Raw genomic sequence first — 15,461 nt, 5'->3', positions numbered from 1 at the left:
ATGAAGCACTGGTGCTCAATGACGCCACCAGTCACATCAAACACGATAGTCACCTGACGGTGGATAATGACCAGTTTAGCCATATCAAAAATAACCAACACCTAACGGTCGAGGGCGAAAGCCGCGAAGCCGTTCAAGGAAACCGAACGTTGATCATTAATGGTTCCTTACATGTAAAGTCGGGCCAAGTATGGGTTAATGAAGCGGGTGATGAAATCCATATTAAAGCTGGGCAAAAAGTTGTCATAGAAGCGGGCTCTGAAATTACGGTAAAAGCTGGTGGAAGTTTTGTGAAAGTGGATCCTGCTGGTGTCCATCTTTCTGGGGTGGGCGTTAATTTAAACTCAGGCGGAAGTGCTGGCAATGGCAGTGGTTTTAGTGGTGATTTACCGTTATTACCCGGTGAACTTGAACTGCAAAAGTCACCAGCACCACCACAAACTATCTCTTACCAAGCTCTATTGCGATCTGAAGAAGCGCGAATGCCAGCCGTAAAAGTATGTCCATTAGCAGGAGATGCCTAATGTTGAAATCGTGGTTTGAAGAACAGCCAGAACATCAATATTGGTTGGTCGATCATAAACTTCACAAGCTTGCTGTAGCGCAAAATGGTGGTTTTGGATTTGATGGTGCCATACCTGTGTTTTATGGTGCGATGTTTGACTCTGTGATGTCACTGTCACCGTGGCTAATTCCTGTATCAGCCTCTATTTTACAGTTGCCAAATAAAATGGTTAACCAAGGTTTAGGGCTTTCTAGCCGGCTATCAGAAAATGGCGTTATCGCCCACCTGAGAAGTTTATTGATAGCGGCGTTGGATGGTGAAGAAGTGTTGTTTCGCTTTTATGACTGTGAAGTAATTCTTCCCATGTTAGGCGCGATGGATGAGGCCGAGATAAATCAATTTTTAGGCAATATTAATCAATTAGTGGTGATTGATCACCATGAAGAAGACGCTCTCATTACCTTTACCAATACATCACGCGCGGAATTTACGCTCAAGCAGGAAAGCTGGTGGAAGATGTTACCTCATCACCTAGCGCCTTTGTACAATGTAAATGTTCATGCCCATTCTTTAGAAAGGCGTTTGTGGGAGCTACTGCCGCATCTTTTACAACTCTTGGAAGCACCGCAGCAGATAATACTCGCCGCTCTGCAATCAGCATTAGACAAGCAGCATGACCACGATGTTGCAGAGCAGCATGCGTTAGTTGCGATCGTCACTGCGACCGATACCGCGCTTGATGATTTGTCTCACTATTTACATTTAACATCGGATGAACTCAAAGAATTAAAAGCCATTAAGGAGAGCTGGCAATGAGAAGTACGACAGGAGTTAGCCCTTTCTGCGCACCGTGTGAAAATCGAACGCATTGGATTGAAATTATCATCCGTGATGAGTTCAATAAGCCATTTAAAGGAGTCACTGGTATTATTACTGACTCGGCAAAGCATGAATTTCCCGTCGTATTAGGTGAAGCGCCTATCTTGCTGAAAACGCTTGCCCCTGGCCCGGTGACGCTGACTCTTGATGCTGAACAATGGTTAAGAGAGTCTCAGGGCAAACTGAGAACACCCAATAATGAAGCCGACCCTACTTTGGATTTTGCCAAGCAATACCAAGACCATTTAGGGAATAGTGCTAGTTTTCTAAGTGTAACCACTGGCGATCTAACCGAATTAACGCCAGAACAAGCTCTACCCGTAAGGCACCAAAAAGGCCAAGCGGATGCTTGTAATTTACTGACAGATAAAAGTTATATTCTTAAAGTGAGAGGATTTAACTTTATTACATTGCGCGTAGGTATGTTTTTTGATGGTACGGCCAATAATAGCTACAGTGCGCAGTGGGGGAAAACTCAGTTAGAGAATTACTATCAAACATGGAAAATGAAATACAACGTTGATTGCGACATTATTTACAGAAAAACAGGGCGGCTTAAAAACGACATTCCTGCTACTCACTTATCGAGTGAGTGTTTTGATTATCCTAAAAAAGACAATTTTTTTATCTCTTTATTTAAAAATGATGAAGGCGAAGTAGAGACAGTGGCAGGCAGCGCCACTAATGAGCTAACTAATGTACAGAAGTTGTTTGAACGCTATATAGATAAAGAATTCTCGAACGATAAAGAAACCTATTTTCTTTCTGAATATATGACCGGAATTGGTACGGGGAATAGTACAAATATTGCTCCGGCTGATGAATCGGAAATTTTTGGGCAGGGGGCTGGGATAGGTAAATATGGTGTGACTGCTAAAGTTAGTACTTCTATAGATCAGCTTTCAACGTCAATTATGGAACTGAAATCTACCTTTGCTAACGCACAGTCGAATATCGTTGACGGTTTTAATAAGTTGCAGTTTGATGTGTTCGGCTTTAGTCGTGGAGCTGCTGCTGCAAGACATTTTATTAATGTGGTTTTGGATGGCGAGCAGGGCGAGTTTGCTCAGGCGTTTAGCAAGGCGTGCCAAAAGATCGGTATTCCTTTAGCTTATGGGTTTGATTGGAATGAAGCGGATGAGGCTAAAGCCAACTGTGAGATTACTTTTGCAGGCCTATTTGATACCGTCGCTTCTGTGGTTGACCTACTCTCTTTTGATTTTTCAACTCATCATGATAACGGTGATGTGAGGTTATGGCTTGATCCTCAGCGCGTTCGACGTGCTGTTCACTTAACCGCCGATCCTACCATTGAGTGCCGCTATAACTTTAGCCTTAACCATCTTAACTCCGTGGATTCGGTGGCGCATTTTCATGAATTTGTCCTTCCTGGAGCCCATTCCGATATTGGTGGTGGTTACCATTCACGCCTGAGCTACAACAAGAGTGATTATCTCTTGCCGATCTTAGAAAAAAAGTTGGTGAAGCGTGCGAGCCGCTCTTTCTCTGACCGCTGGGATAAGGATCGCGCCGAGCAATACGTGAGAAGAAAGCTGGCTGAGTATAAACAGCGTGATTTAGCCACTGGTTGGCAGGAGAGTGACTATGTAGAGCCAGAAATTGAGTGTATTAATCATGGTAAAAAAGAGGGCGGAAGAGTGGTCGGTCGCCTTTACATACAGCGAAAAGTGGAAGGTGAACTCTCTCGTTTATACCTCAGATTAATGTATGGTCTAGCTGAGTTTCATGGTGTTCCTCTTGAGGATTATGATGGCAAGATTTGGCATGTTCCGGATCCTTATGCGATTTATTACACAGTAAGAGATTTTCCAGAGCTAACCATAAACGGTTTAGCTGCCAGCTTTAAGGCTTTCAATCAAAAAGTACTGGATATGGCAAAGCAAGGACAGTATGCCAAGTTAGAGAGTGAGTTTGATGAAAAACGTAAACAAGAGTTGATGCAGTTAAACGTATTTCACCACTCGTCAGATGATAGTTTTGCACTTAAACCGCTTTGGGATGAAAGTCAAGGTTGCTATAAGCGCGCCAGCTACCCATGCGAAAAAGGAAAGTAGAATGTATTTGAAAAGTATATCTGTTTTGCTAATTACGGCATTGTTGAATGCTTGCTCATCGTATGCTGGGTCGATACCGGAGACGCCATGGAGTGTCAGTATCTCTATGCCCACTTTTTATCCTGTCAGTGTTACTCAAGCCTATGGGGTGAACGATGCGCAAGATTGGACATCCCCTTTACATACATTTTCTCAGTTTATGAGGATCAGTGCATTTGAAAATATCAAAAAAGAACTTCCTGACTATGATGGTTTTGGATTACCAATACATCCCTTCGCAATGAATCGACGAGGTGATCAGGTAATGCGAATTAAGCTACCACCCGATACTCTTTATTTGTATTGGGTTTCACTTATTAATACTCAGTTTTACGTGACCAAATATACTGTATCTGAAGACGTTAAAAGTTTGATGGCAAGAAAAAGTCTTTACCAAAATCGAGATGGTTCATTGGGTAATGTTTGTTATCGCACCGAATTCGTGTTCGGTTTACTGCCCAATGGACAAGCCAAGGTTTGGCTAAGAGGCTGTGGTGAAATCATCTATTTAGCTGAGCTGGGACCGGATAGAATATTGGATCGTGATAGTAATGGGTTTGATGAAGAAAGATATAAACAGGGTTCTTTAGTAAATGATATACAACAACGCGCAAAAGACGCAGGTGTATCAATTGACCCGATTCCTTGGGATAAAGTGAATAAGGTGTACTCGAGTGAAAAAATTATCCAATTGAATTGAAAGTAAATTACTTGCTGGATAAAAATCTGCTCTGGTGATGTTGTTGCAGTCATCATTAGACACGGAAACAGCCCGATTTTATCGGGTTTTTTCTTATCTGCTGCAAAACTCTTAAAGACATCAATCAAATGCTCAGGTATAAAAAGAACAACTGACCGCATTATTTTTCATACAGGGATAGGTATGTATATCCAAAACTTTGAGGCATTTTTAATTGCCATTACCATCTTAACCTTAACACCAGGGCTAGACACCGCATTGGTTATTCGTAATACCTCTCGCGCCGGTTTTAGTGATGGATGCGTCACTAGTTTAGGCATCTGCGGCGGTCTTTTCGTTCATGCCACGTTTTCGGCTGTAGGTATTTCAGCGATATTGGCACAATCCGCGGAGCTATTTCATTTCGTGAAAATGATCGGTGCTGCTTATTTGATTTGGCTAGGGCTTTCTAGCTTAAAAGCTCTGTTAAAAAATGGGCAAGGGATGAATATCTCCACCGTTTCTCACGGCGAGCTCAAACTCTCTCGTTCATTGCGTGAGGGCTTTCTATCGAATGTGCTTAACCCTAAAACAGCGGTATTCTATTTAGCATTTTTACCTCAGTTTATTAATCCAGAGTCTTCTCCATTATTTCAGTCATTATTTATGGCCGCTGTTCACTTTGTTATTGCCATGGTTTGGCAATGTGGGTTAGCGGGTGCACTAAGCTCTGCAAAGAATCTACTTAAAAATGCATCCTTTATGAAATGGATGGAAGGCACAACCGGTGTTGTACTTATCGGCCTGGGTCTCAAATTGTTACTTGAGAAAGAAACAATTCAATAAATAAAATTGTAGGTTTTTTCCCAATGGATTTGCGCTGACATTTCCCTGAAATAACGTCCTTAAATATGAAGTATAAATACCCGCATGCGCTACTCGGTAGGAAATTGTGGGAGATGATGTGAATATTTTACTTATTTGTGCGGTTGTTTTGGTGTGTGTGTTGCTGTTTCTTGAAGGGATAGCGTTAGATCTTGGAGTGCCTACTGCAATCATTATTTTAGCAGTTTTAAATTGGTCCCACTCTTGCTTAGATAAACAGATACGTAAGCAAAAACACATGTCATTAAACCGCAGATAGGGCTGTTGAATACCTATCTGCGGTGTCGATTTAATATTGTGTCTGAACGGTATTCACAGCGTTTGAAGGTTGTTTTTCAAAGAACAGTTTCGTTTCTTCCATCACGACGTGGCGTAAGGCAATTAAACCAATGAGATTTGGAATGGCCATTAACCCGTTAACGATATCTGCAATGATCCAAATCATATCCAGATGCAAGAAAGCGCCAGATGCAACTAAACCGATAAATATCACTTTATAAGGCAAAACCGCTTTTGTGCCGAATAGGAATACCACGCAACGTTCACCATAGTAGTTCCAGCCCAAAATCGTAGTGAAAGCAAAAAACATCAAACCGATAGAGACAAGCATTGGTCCTAATGTTTGAGCATTTAAACCAACAGCAAATGCGTAAGTGGTCATCGCTGCACCAGAAAAATCGCTTTGCCATGCTCCGGTAAGTATTAATGCAAGGCCTGTCATCGTACAGATGATAATGGTGTCAAAGAACGTACCCGTCATCGAAATTAACCCCTGTTTTACACAAGAGTCTGTTTTCGCAGCGGCAGCAGCCATTGGCGCACTGCCAAGTCCTGATTCATTTGAAAAGACACCGCGCGCGATACCTGATTGTATAGCAAGCATGATGCTTGCCCCTAAAAAACCACCAGTTGCAGCGGTTGAGGTAAATGCAGAAGTAATGACAAGGCTGACTGCATCTAGCAGCTTATCACTATTACTCACGATTACACTTAAGCAGGCAACAATATAGAATAATGCCATTGCCGGTACGATTTTACCTGCCACGTTAGCAATCGATTTAATACCACCAACGGTGACAAAGGCGACTAAAAGCGTCAGAACTACAGCTGAAATTTCGCGAGATACACCAAATGAGATTTCAGTGGCGTCCAAAATGGCGTTTACTTGCGGGAAAGTGCCGATACCAAAGCAAGCCACGCCAATTGCAAACAGAGCAAATAGAACTGCTAGTGTTTTCGAACCAACACCATATTGTAAATAGTACATTGGGCCGCCAACCATTTGCCCTTTGTCATCGACTTTACGATATTTTACCGCGAGCAAGCATTCTGCATATTTTGTTGCCATACCAAATAGTGCCGCCAGCCACATCCAAAACAGTGCGCCCGGACCGCCTAGCTTAATTGCGGTTGCGACACCAACAATATTACCAGTACCGATAGTAGCGGATAATGCTGTGCAAAGTGCAGCAAAGCTTGATACATCACCTTGTTTATCCGATGACTTATCTTTGCTAAAGACCATTTTTAGTGCCGTTGGCAGGTGACGAAACTGAATAAGTCCCAAACGAAAGGTAAAATAGACACCAGTACCTACTAATAAAATAAGAAGTGGTGGTCCCCAAATAAAGCTATCAACAGTTTCAAGTATAGATTGCAGGTTGTTCATGAATTCCCCTTAATAAAACAACAGTTAAGGAGAAGAGGGAAAGGGTAGTGATCAAATAGAACACGATAGGTATTGAATAGACAATAACTATTTAAAATTATAGCTTTCCACTCCTCTGTCCTTTTGCCTGAGAGTTTCACCCTATGATAGGGTTTGCTCCTTCGGCGACCGATTCAACGGTTCTCTCCAGAGGTTCCTCCAACTACAGTCCTCGCTTGTTCTGTAAATAGAACATTAGCACCTGAAAGATTTACTTCTTCGGTGGGTTAGTTCATTCAGTTAAGAATGAACTAACCTCTCTCCTGCAGTCTTCATCGGAACTGACGGCAAGCAATGCTTACCGTCAAGGCACGATATGTTACATAAAGAAGTTTGCAAAACAAGATAAATTGTGGCTTTAGTCTCATTTTTATATTGATCGGTGAATTGTTGTCCAATCGATTTATCCAATGAGTAACAATGAAAAGCGATTAAGGTGAAAGTTTACGCAACTTGTCGATTGTTCTACTTTTCTCTGACCTTTGACATGCTATAAATGGTATAAAATACGCTGGAGGAATAGTGCTATGACACGACTAATAACCATCGTTGTATTGATCGCTTTGGCGTTCATTTTAGTGCGTTTTCGCACTAATGAAAAATTGCAGAAAGGTGTTGTTATTACCTTACTGTCTGCTTTTGTAATCTACACCGCTTCAATTGTAATTGCTGAATTAACCCGCTGATGTTTATAGAGGAGTAAAAGAGTGGATAAACATACTGACATTGACGAACAAGAGGATGTAGTAGTCATTGAAGAACGAGATAAACGCACTTACGTTTATCTCGCATTGGCGGGAGTATTAGGCTTGGCACTAGGCGGCCTGATAGGTTCAAGTATCACCACTAATAAATGGCAAAAAAGCTATAGTCAATTGGAAGAAAAATATCAGCAGCTCAATGAAGACCGTACACAATTAGTTGAAACGGTAGAATTGAAAGTGGCAGAAGTTGACGCTGAAGTTGAGACTAAAATACAACGAGCATTGGATGAACAGAATTCACAGCATCAAGAACAATTGAATCAATTCCAAGAAAAATATAAAAAACTGGAATCAGAAAATAAGTTGCTACAGGTGAAACTCAATGATGAGAAAGAAAAGCTAGTAGAGGTTGCTCAAAGCAATAGTAAGCTCAATCGCCAGGCGGATATGCAAGCGACCATGTTTGAACGTTCACGTGAACTTTTCCAACGTGAGCTAAAAATTAAACAAGAGCTTGAAGCGCTAGAGAAAGAGAAACAGACCATTACTCCAAAGTTGAAGTTACTGAAGTCTGACTGTGACGCTTACTTGGAAGGTAAATCTTGGGATGCGAAATCAGATGCTTGTGATAAGCAAGATGCTGCGAATTCTCGTATCAGTCAAATTGACCAAATGATACAAGTACACCGCATGGACCTAGAGCAGATAAAAGTTTTAACAGAAGGTATCGGCTTGTAAGTTTAATTTTTTGTCTATGTATAAAGAAAAGCGCCTCCGAAAATAGAGGCGCTTTTTGTTTTATGCCGTTAAGTACGCTTTCACGAACTGGGCTATTTTAACCATATCAGCAACTGCAATGTACTCTTCAGTAGTATGAACTTTTGCCATGCCAGTAGAAAGATTGACTGTTGTTAACCCTTTTTCGTTGAAGTTGTTGGCGTCACTACCGCCGCCAGTACGCTTCGTTTTAGGTTCAATATCAATAGAATGGAAGGTGTTTTTGATTGCTACAATGTGCGGATGATCTTCATCCAAAACAAAGGCGTTATAAGCGCGTGTTGATTCAATCTCGACTTGTGCACCGTGTTTATCTGCCGTCGCTTGGAAAGTTGAAACCATGTGTTCAACTTGTTGGCTCAGTTTGTCATCATTCAATGAACGCGCTTCTGCGACAATTTTAATGTCTGGCATAACAATATTGGTTGCGCCACCACCTTGAACAATACCGATGTTGGCTGTGGTTTCTTCATCAATGCGTAACAACTTCATTTGAGTAATAGCGTCAGCGGCAACCATGATCGCGCTGATCCCTTCTTCAGGAGCAAGGCCTGCATGAGCAGGTTTGCCTTTGATTGTCGCTACAATCTTTTGTTGGCCTGGTGCGGCTTTTACTATAGTGCCGATTGGACCGCCAGTATCTAACACAATGGCTTTCGTTGATTGAATGTTCGTCATATCGAATTGTTTTGAGCCTTGAAGACCACCTTCTTCATGAACCGTAAAGGCAGTTTCAATAGTTTTGTGCTGCAGATTTTCAGCTTGAATACAGCGAATGGCCTCGATAATAGCAGCAATACCTGATTTATCATCGCCACCTAAAATGGTATCGCCTTGAGAGCGAATGATACCATTGTCGATAATTGGCGTAATATTTATGCCTGGCTTTACGGTATCCATATGGCAGCTTAATACCACACTATCGTTTATCTGGCCTTCTAGACGAGCATAAATGTTGAAACCATTAGAGACTTGCTCTGGTACTGCAAGTTTATGAACGGTAAAGCCTAGCTCTTCAAGTTGTGCAGCTAAGGTTTCAGCAATTTGCTTTTCATTACCGGATTCACTATCAATTTGGATCAATTCAAAAAAGTGCTCAACCAAACGTTGCTCGTTTATAGAATTCATTGTTTTTACCTTGTAGGGAACAGAAGCGATACCTTATCCCGTGTTGCAGGAACAAGGTTCTGAGGTAAATCAAAAAATACCGATAAAATCAAACCGTTTAATCACTGATATTGGCTGGGTTTATCTATATTGGCTAAATCGCTAACTTCTTTGTATGAGATTCTGTTGACCCATCTTTAAATGAATATCGGCAAGTATCAATGGGCGATGAAAATAGTAGCCTTGCTGAAATTGTACCCCTTTTGACGCCAAGTAACGGGCTTGTTCTTCTGTCTCGACACCTTCAGCAATAATGGCGATATTTAAGCTATGCGCGAGGTCGATAATGGCATTCAATACGGGGGCGTTAACCGATTGTAGTCCAATCGTATCGACAAAACATTTATCGATCTTTAGGCAATCAAAAGTGATATTTTGCAACACGGAAAGAGTGGTATGTCCGGTACCAAAATCATCGATGAAAACTTGAATACCTAATTTTCGGACCTCTTCTATGGCTTTTTGCCCTTGTTCATTCAATAACTGTCTTTCGGTGATTTCGATATCAAAATTAATATTGATATCCTTAAAAGCTCGACCATATTGTTCAAGCCGTTGTAAACAAAGGTCATTGAGAAGGTATGAAGGAGGAACATTGACCCCAAGGTGGAACTTATCTTGGATAGTGATCATTTTCCAATCTTCAAAAGCATGTTCAATCACGTAGTCGGTAATTTGATTGATTAACCCATGCTCTTCGGCTAAAGGAATAAAGGTATCTGGTCGAATAAATCCAAGGCTTGGATGCACCCAACGAATCAAAGCTTCTGCACCGATAATAGAATGATCGTCACTAGAAATGATTGGTTGATACATTAAAAACAACTCTTTATTGGTTAGTGCTCTTTTTAAATCATCAACTAACGAATTTCGTTTACTAAACCATTGGAAAAAGATGAAAATCAATATTGATATTGCCAAAGAGACCGGAATTGCGCTGAGGAAACTAAAAATAACCCTTGAATCAACAAAATCAGAACTAGCTTCAACCATTAGGGAAAAATCGTAACGGCTTGATTTTACAATTTGACTTGGATTTTGACTGACAAACTTTTTATTTTCTGGGTAGTAAAGTTCACCTAACTTCACAACAATCTTTTTTATACGCTTATCAGATCCATGTCCCAAGCGAGCAGAAACATAATGCCTATCCATAATGGACACAGCACCACGTTGCGGATTGTTTTTGTCTACATCGACCACAATTAAGGTGCGATTATCAGGATCACCGTCTAGGTCAAATAAGAATTCCCTTGCATTCAAGCCACTCGCCGATACGCGATGACTGATATCGGTGTGCCTAACCCCACGTTTTGAAGAGCAGGTGATGGTTTGATTTTCGACAATTAGCATCTCCCTTAAGTTGCTCTCAAAAAGAAAGTTATTTTGAATCTGAGCGCAGTTATTGGTGCGATAGAGCGCTTGATAATTATTTTCTTTCAAATCATCAATGAGGTGCTCTATCCGCTTTACATAAGAGGTGCCAATCGTCTCTAAATTGTTATTGATAGCTTTTAGGTTAACTTGATACGCCACAGAAAAAACGATAGGGACTGGTAGTATTAAAACAGCAAACGCTTTTGTGATCAGTCTTCGTTGGCTATCTGTGAATCTTTTGAGCATAAGTTAAATTTTCTACCTATCTGTTTATAAAAAGGAGTCGCAGTATAAAGATATAGCGCTGCATTAATAGACACTATTGAGAGAATTAACACAACAATTACACTGTAGGATTATTCTTAATAGAGTTATTGCACTAATTATCGTGATTGTAGTAATAATGTTACATTGTAATTATTAGAATACTCTATCTCTCATAGTTGGCTAGCTTTTTATTATAGAGTTAATTTAATTTAACTATTTGTATTTAAGAGTTTTATATTGGCGTGCATCATATTTTCCCTGAGCATCATAATCCTTGTGGATGCCCACCCTTTCAGTGTAACAATTTGATTACATTTTGTGGCGGATGAGGTAGCTGCACCATTTTCCGTTCAGTTATTCCTTTTTGCCAAAAATTGCGTAATTTTCTTTAAATAGCTTATCAAAACATAGATAAATTTTTAAAGCATGGTAACGCTTGTGCTCTGAAGGAGTAGAAAAGATGGCAGCAACCTATAACCCACTAGGGACTGATGGTTTTGAGTTTGTGGAATATACAGCCGCAAACCAAGCAGGGATCAAGCAATTAAAAGCGCTATTTATGTCATTAGGCTTTGCCGAAATAGCAAAGCATCGCTCCAAAGAGGCTTGGCTATACCGCCAAGGAGACATCAATTTCATTGTTAACGCTCAACCGCATAGTCAAGCTGAGTCATTTGCTCGTGAGCATGGACCTTCAGTTTGTGGTATGGCATTTCGTGTTGCAGATGCTAGCCTTGCGATGGAACATGCGTTAGCCAATGGTGGCAAAGAATACAAAACTCAGATTGGGCCAATGGAGCTCAGTATTCCAGCTATTTACGGAATTGGCGACAGCTTACTCTATTTTGTGGATCGCTATGGCAGCCAAAGTATTTACGATGTGGATTTCAAATTTTACCCCGATGCCGGTGAGCGCGTAGCAACCGCGAATGTTGGCTTATATGAAATAGACCACTTAACGCATAATGTAAAACAGGGGCACATGGATGTGTGGTCTGGTTTCTATGAGCGTATTGGTAATTTCAGAGAAATCCGTTATTTCGATATTGAAGGTAAGCTGACAGGGTTAGTGAGTCGAGCAATGACGGCTCCATGTGGCAAAATCCGCATTCCCATTAACGAATCTTCAGACGATAAATCACAGATAGAAGAATTTATCCGCGAATATAATGGTGAAGGTATTCAGCATATTGCGTTAGCGACAGATGATATTTACGCCACCGTGAACACACTGCGTGAACGTGGTATGGATTTCATGCCAACCCCAGATACCTATTATGAGAAAGTCAATGAGCGGGTCGAAGGGCACCAAGAAGATGTTGAACAGTTGCAAGATCTGCGTATTTTGATTGATGGCGCACCAATGAAAGATGGCATCTTGTTGCAAATCTTTACTCAAACCGTCATTGGTCCGGTCTTTTTTGAAATCATTCAACGTAAAGGTAATGAAGGATTTGGGGAAGGGAATTTCAAAGCACTGTTTGAATCGATTGAAGAAGACCAAATTCGCCGAGGAGTACTAAGCGATGCATAAATGGATCACATTCCCTCATCGAGAAGGGGCGTGCTCTAAACAAGCGCACGCCGATTTTCCGCAACAGGCAATATACGAAAGAGAAGCCGGACGCAGTGGCTTTTTTGGTCCGGCGGCACATTTTCATCATCAACATGCTCCGACTGGGTGGGTTGAATGGCAAGGTGAGTTGAGACCAAGAGCATTCAACTTTAACCATGTCGAACAGGCCAAACAATCTTCTCCTTGGGCTGTGCCCCATCTTTTACACAACGCCAACTGCAAAGTGCGTGTCTGGAAAGTAGCACAAGCCATGACCCATCTAGTTCGTAACGCTGATGGTGATGAACTGCTTTTCATCCATCAAGGTAAAGCGGATTTATATTGTGACTATGGGCATTTAAATGTCACCGAAGGGGACTATGTTGTGATCCCTCGTGGCACTAATTGGCGTTTAGCTCCGAGCGAACCAATGTTTATTCTGATGATAGAAAATACCGATGCAGCGTATTCTCTGCCAGAAAAAGGACTGGTCGGAAATCATGCAATCTTTGACCCGGCGGTGTTAGAAGTCCCTTCAATCAATGAGCAGTTCAGAGCTCAGTATTCAGAGCAGAGCACGCAAGTAGAGCTAAAGCGTCACGAAAAAGTGAGCGTGATTACTTATCCATTTAATCCTTTAGATGCCATTGGCTGGCATGGTGATCTCGCGGTAGTCAAACTGAATTGGCGAGATATTCGTCCCTTAATGTCGCACCGCTACCATTTACCTCCATCCGCCCACACGACCTTCGTTGGACAAGGTTTTGTGGTATGTACATTTGTTCCGCGTCCGATTGAAAGTGACCCCGGAGCATTGAAGGTGCCGTTTTACCATAACAATGATGACTACGATGAAGTGCTGTTTTATCACGCTGGTGATTTTTTCAGTCGCGACAATATTGAAGCAGGTATGGTTACGTTTCATCCGGCAGGGTTTACGCATGGACCGCATCCGAAAGCGTTTAAAGCAGGGCAAGAATATAAGAAAAAATTCACAGACGAAGTCGCGGTGATGATTGATACTCGTCATGCATTGCAATTTAGTGACGCAGCGCAGCTAGTGGAAAATAAGCACTATGTCTACAGTTGGAAAACGACGCAAGAGTAGGGAGATAACATGAAATTAGCGACGCTAAAAAATAATACGCGAGACGGTCAGTTGGTTGTGGTTAATAAAAGCTTAACCAAATGTGTTGCGGTGCCCGAAATTGCAGAGAATTTGCAACAAGCATTAGACCATTGGCATCAGGTTGAACCGATGTTGAACCAAGTTTACGCCGCCTTAAATGAGGGGCAATTACCGCATGAAGTGACATTTGATCAAACCTTGTGCCATTCGCCGCTTCCACGTGCTTACCAATGGGCCGACGGTTCGGCGTACGTCAATCACGTGGAGTTAGTCAGGAAAGCACGTGGTGCTGAGATCCCAGACAGTTTTTGGAGTGACCCACTGATGTATCAGGGCGGTTCAGATGCATTTTTAGGCCCGTGTGATGAGATTAAAATGGTTAGTGAAGAGTGGGGAATAGACTTTGAAGCCGAGGTCGCTGTGATTACAGACGATGTGCCGATGGGTGCGACAGCAGACGAGTCGGCCCAGGCTATCCGCTTAGTAATGCTGGTGAATGATGTGTCGCTGCGGGGATTAATTCCTCAAGAATTGGCCAAAGGTTTTGGTTTCTTCCAATCGAAGCCGTCATCTGCGTTTTCACCGGTAGCTGTCACGCCCGATGAATTGGCAGAACATTGGGACGGGGGCAAGCTCAATTTACCTCTACTTTCTACTTATAATGGTCGTGCATTTGGTTGTCCTAATGCAGGCGTTGATATGACCTTTGAATTTCCACAATTGATCGCCCACGCGGCAAAAACTCGTCCACTCTGTTCAGGTACGATCATCGGTTCTGGTACAGTATCGAACAAGCAAGGAACGGACTACGGAACCTCTATTGAAGAGGGTGGGGTTGGTTACTCCTGCATTGCCGAAGTACGGATGATTGAAACAATTCGAGATGGTAAACCGAGCACGGAGTTTATGAAATTTGGTGACACCATCAAATTAGAAATGCGAGATAAACATGGCAATAGCTTGTTTGGCAGCATAGAACAGAAAGTGGTGAAATATTAATGGCAGACATAAAATTGTATGGATACTGGCGTTCTTCGGCTGCGTATCGAGTAAGAATTGCGCTTAATTTGAAAAAATTAACCTACAAGCCAGTTCCGATTCACCTTGTCAAAAGTGGTGGAGTTCAGCATTCTCCGGAGTTCAGTGCGCTTAACCCTAGCGAATTGATCCCAGTACTTGCAGATGGCGAACTATGTATCAACCAATCGCTAACAATTATCGAATATCTCGATGATGTGTATCCTGACATTCGTTTAATCCCTGAGTCTGGCAAAGAAAAATATCTGGTTAAATCACTGGCTCAAGATATTACTATAGATATTCATCCGCTTAATAATTTGCGGGTGTTGCAGTATTTAACCAGTGAATTGGGCGTGAGTGAATCGCAGAAAAGTGATTGGTATAGGCACTGGATCCAGACAGGTTTTCACGGATTAGAGAAGAAATTGGCACAAGTGGCGGGGACTCATTGCGTTGGTGATCAAATAAGCCTCGTCGATGTCTGTTTAGTTCCCCAAGTGTATAACGCTGAACGGTTTAGTCTTGATATTAGCCAGTTCCCTAACATTGAGCGCATAACCGCCAATCTTAGAGCTCATCCTGCTTTTATAGCAGCAGAACCTGAAAATCAGCCTGATGCGGAAATCTAATAAACTAGCCTGATATTGGGCTAGCTTCACTTCCAAAAATAGACTTTTATAACCTGCTGAAGAAGT

General features: G+C 41.8%; 14 protein-coding genes and 1 riboswitch. Of the genes, 11 read left to right on the top strand and 3 right to left on the bottom strand.

All coding sequences use genetic code 11. The features are described from left to right. The 5 genes from HGG78_RS13985 to HGG78_RS13965 all read left to right on the top strand — a co-directional run. Positions 1-524: bacteriophage T4 gp5 trimerisation domain-containing protein (locus HGG78_RS13985; RefSeq protein ID WP_422108888.1), on the top strand; the 524-nt coding region annotated here is incomplete at its 5' end. After that, positions 524-1,321, top strand: coding sequence for a DUF4123 domain-containing protein (locus HGG78_RS13980; protein WP_254068219.1), 798 nt, complete (start codon positions 524-526; stop codon positions 1,319-1,321). The genes HGG78_RS13985 and HGG78_RS13980, both read left to right, overlap by 1 nt. Then, positions 1,318-3,459, top strand: a complete 2,142-nt coding sequence (locus tag HGG78_RS13975) for a phospholipase effector Tle1 domain-containing protein (protein ID WP_172533253.1) — start codon at positions 1,318-1,320, stop codon at positions 3,457-3,459. Before HGG78_RS13980 ends, HGG78_RS13975 begins: the two co-directional genes overlap by 4 nt. A 1-nt stretch (position 3,460) precedes the next feature. Continuing rightward, positions 3,461-4,198: a DUF2931 family protein gene (locus HGG78_RS13970; RefSeq protein WP_172533252.1), complete on the top strand. Its 738-nt coding sequence runs from the start codon at positions 3,461-3,463 to the stop codon at positions 4,196-4,198. Between the two features lie 183 nt (positions 4,199-4,381). Next, a complete protein-coding gene (locus tag HGG78_RS13965; RefSeq protein WP_171981498.1) occupies positions 4,382-5,023 on the top strand; it encodes a LysE family translocator in 642 nt (213 codons plus the stop codon). A 328-nt stretch (positions 5,024-5,351) separates the two neighbouring features. On the opposite strand, the gene HGG78_RS13960 is transcribed toward HGG78_RS13965, so the two are convergent. Further along, positions 5,352-6,731: an alanine/glycine:cation symporter family protein gene (locus tag HGG78_RS13960; RefSeq protein WP_172533251.1), complete on the bottom strand. Its 1,380-nt coding sequence runs from the start codon at positions 6,729-6,731 to the stop codon at positions 5,352-5,354. A gap of 105 nt (positions 6,732-6,836) precedes the next feature. After that, a riboswitch (glycine riboswitch) is annotated at positions 6,837-6,931 on the bottom strand. A gap of 366 nt (positions 6,932-7,297) precedes the next feature. On the opposite strand from HGG78_RS13960, the gene HGG78_RS13955 reads away from it, so the two are divergent. After that, positions 7,298-7,456 (top strand): hypothetical protein, encoded by a 159-nt coding sequence (locus HGG78_RS13955; RefSeq protein WP_168522127.1) that lies wholly within the window; start codon positions 7,298-7,300, stop codon positions 7,454-7,456. 21 nt (positions 7,457-7,477) lie between these two features. Further along, the gene (locus tag HGG78_RS13950) at positions 7,478-8,212 is read left to right on the top strand and encodes a hypothetical protein (RefSeq protein ID WP_053311461.1); all 735 of its coding nucleotides are present in this window, start codon (positions 7,478-7,480) and stop codon (positions 8,210-8,212) included. Positions 8,213-8,272: 60 nt separating this feature from the next. On the opposite strand, the gene HGG78_RS13945 is transcribed toward HGG78_RS13950, so the two are convergent. After that, positions 8,273-9,379, bottom strand: coding sequence for a M20/M25/M40 family metallo-hydrolase (locus HGG78_RS13945; protein WP_172533250.1), 1,107 nt, complete (start codon positions 9,377-9,379; stop codon positions 8,273-8,275). Between the two features lie 141 nt (positions 9,380-9,520). Beyond that, on the bottom strand, positions 9,521-11,041 hold the full coding sequence (locus tag HGG78_RS13940; protein ID WP_172533249.1) for an EAL domain-containing protein: 1,521 nt from the start codon (positions 11,039-11,041) through the stop codon (positions 9,521-9,523). A gap of 481 nt (positions 11,042-11,522) precedes the next feature. Between HGG78_RS13940 and hppD the strand changes: the two genes are divergently transcribed. From hppD to maiA, 4 genes are read left to right on the top strand one after another with little or no spacing between them, the layout of a single operon-like run. After that, the gene (gene hppD / locus HGG78_RS13935) at positions 11,523-12,596 is read left to right on the top strand and encodes a 4-hydroxyphenylpyruvate dioxygenase (protein WP_172533248.1); all 1,074 of its coding nucleotides are present in this window, start codon (positions 11,523-11,525) and stop codon (positions 12,594-12,596) included. Beyond that, entirely contained in the window at positions 12,589-13,725 is a 1,137-nt protein-coding gene (locus HGG78_RS13930) for a homogentisate 1,2-dioxygenase (RefSeq protein ID WP_172533247.1), read from the top strand. The genes hppD and HGG78_RS13930 overlap by 8 nt, the downstream gene beginning before the upstream one ends. 9 nt (positions 13,726-13,734) lie before the next feature. Continuing rightward, entirely contained in the window at positions 13,735-14,745 is a 1,011-nt protein-coding gene (locus HGG78_RS13925; protein ID WP_172533246.1) for a fumarylacetoacetate hydrolase family protein, read from the top strand. Further along, entirely contained in the window at positions 14,745-15,395 is a 651-nt protein-coding gene (gene maiA / locus HGG78_RS13920) for a maleylacetoacetate isomerase (RefSeq protein ID WP_171981555.1), read from the top strand. Before HGG78_RS13925 ends, maiA begins: the two co-directional genes overlap by 1 nt. The last annotated feature ends 66 nt before the right edge of the window (positions 15,396-15,461 follow it).

Origin of the sequence: Vibrio aestuarianus (genome assembly GCF_012395185.1) — a bacterium.
Lineage (GTDB): Bacteria > Pseudomonadota > Gammaproteobacteria > Enterobacterales > Vibrionaceae > Vibrio > Vibrio aestuarianus.
Note: the sequence above shows the minus strand (reverse complement) of the source record. Positions and strands in the feature narration are given on the sequence as shown.

Coding starts and splice junctions, on each gene's coding strand:
- HGG78_RS13980 (WP_254068219.1), top strand. CDS start 524: ATGTTGAAATCGTGGTTTGAAGAACAGCCAGAACATCAATATTGGTTG.
- HGG78_RS13975 (WP_172533253.1), top strand. CDS start 1,318: ATGAGAAGTACGACAGGAGTTAGCCCTTTCTGCGCACCGTGTGAAAAT.
- HGG78_RS13970 (WP_172533252.1), top strand. CDS start 3,461: ATGTATTTGAAAAGTATATCTGTTTTGCTAATTACGGCATTGTTGAAT.
- HGG78_RS13965 (WP_171981498.1), top strand. CDS start 4,382: ATGTATATCCAAAACTTTGAGGCATTTTTAATTGCCATTACCATCTTA.
- HGG78_RS13960 (WP_172533251.1), bottom strand. CDS start 6,731: ATGAACAACCTGCAATCTATACTTGAAACTGTTGATAGCTTTATTTGG.
- HGG78_RS13955 (WP_168522127.1), top strand. CDS start 7,298: ATGACACGACTAATAACCATCGTTGTATTGATCGCTTTGGCGTTCATT.
- HGG78_RS13945 (WP_172533250.1), bottom strand. CDS start 9,379: ATGAATTCTATAAACGAGCAACGTTTGGTTGAGCACTTTTTTGAATTG.
- HGG78_RS13940 (WP_172533249.1), bottom strand. CDS start 11,041: ATGCTCAAAAGATTCACAGATAGCCAACGAAGACTGATCACAAAAGCG.
- hppD (WP_172533248.1), top strand. CDS start 11,523: ATGGCAGCAACCTATAACCCACTAGGGACTGATGGTTTTGAGTTTGTG.
- HGG78_RS13930 (WP_172533247.1), top strand. CDS start 12,589: ATGCATAAATGGATCACATTCCCTCATCGAGAAGGGGCGTGCTCTAAA.
- HGG78_RS13925 (WP_172533246.1), top strand. CDS start 13,735: ATGAAATTAGCGACGCTAAAAAATAATACGCGAGACGGTCAGTTGGTT.
- maiA (WP_171981555.1), top strand. CDS start 14,745: ATGGCAGACATAAAATTGTATGGATACTGGCGTTCTTCGGCTGCGTAT.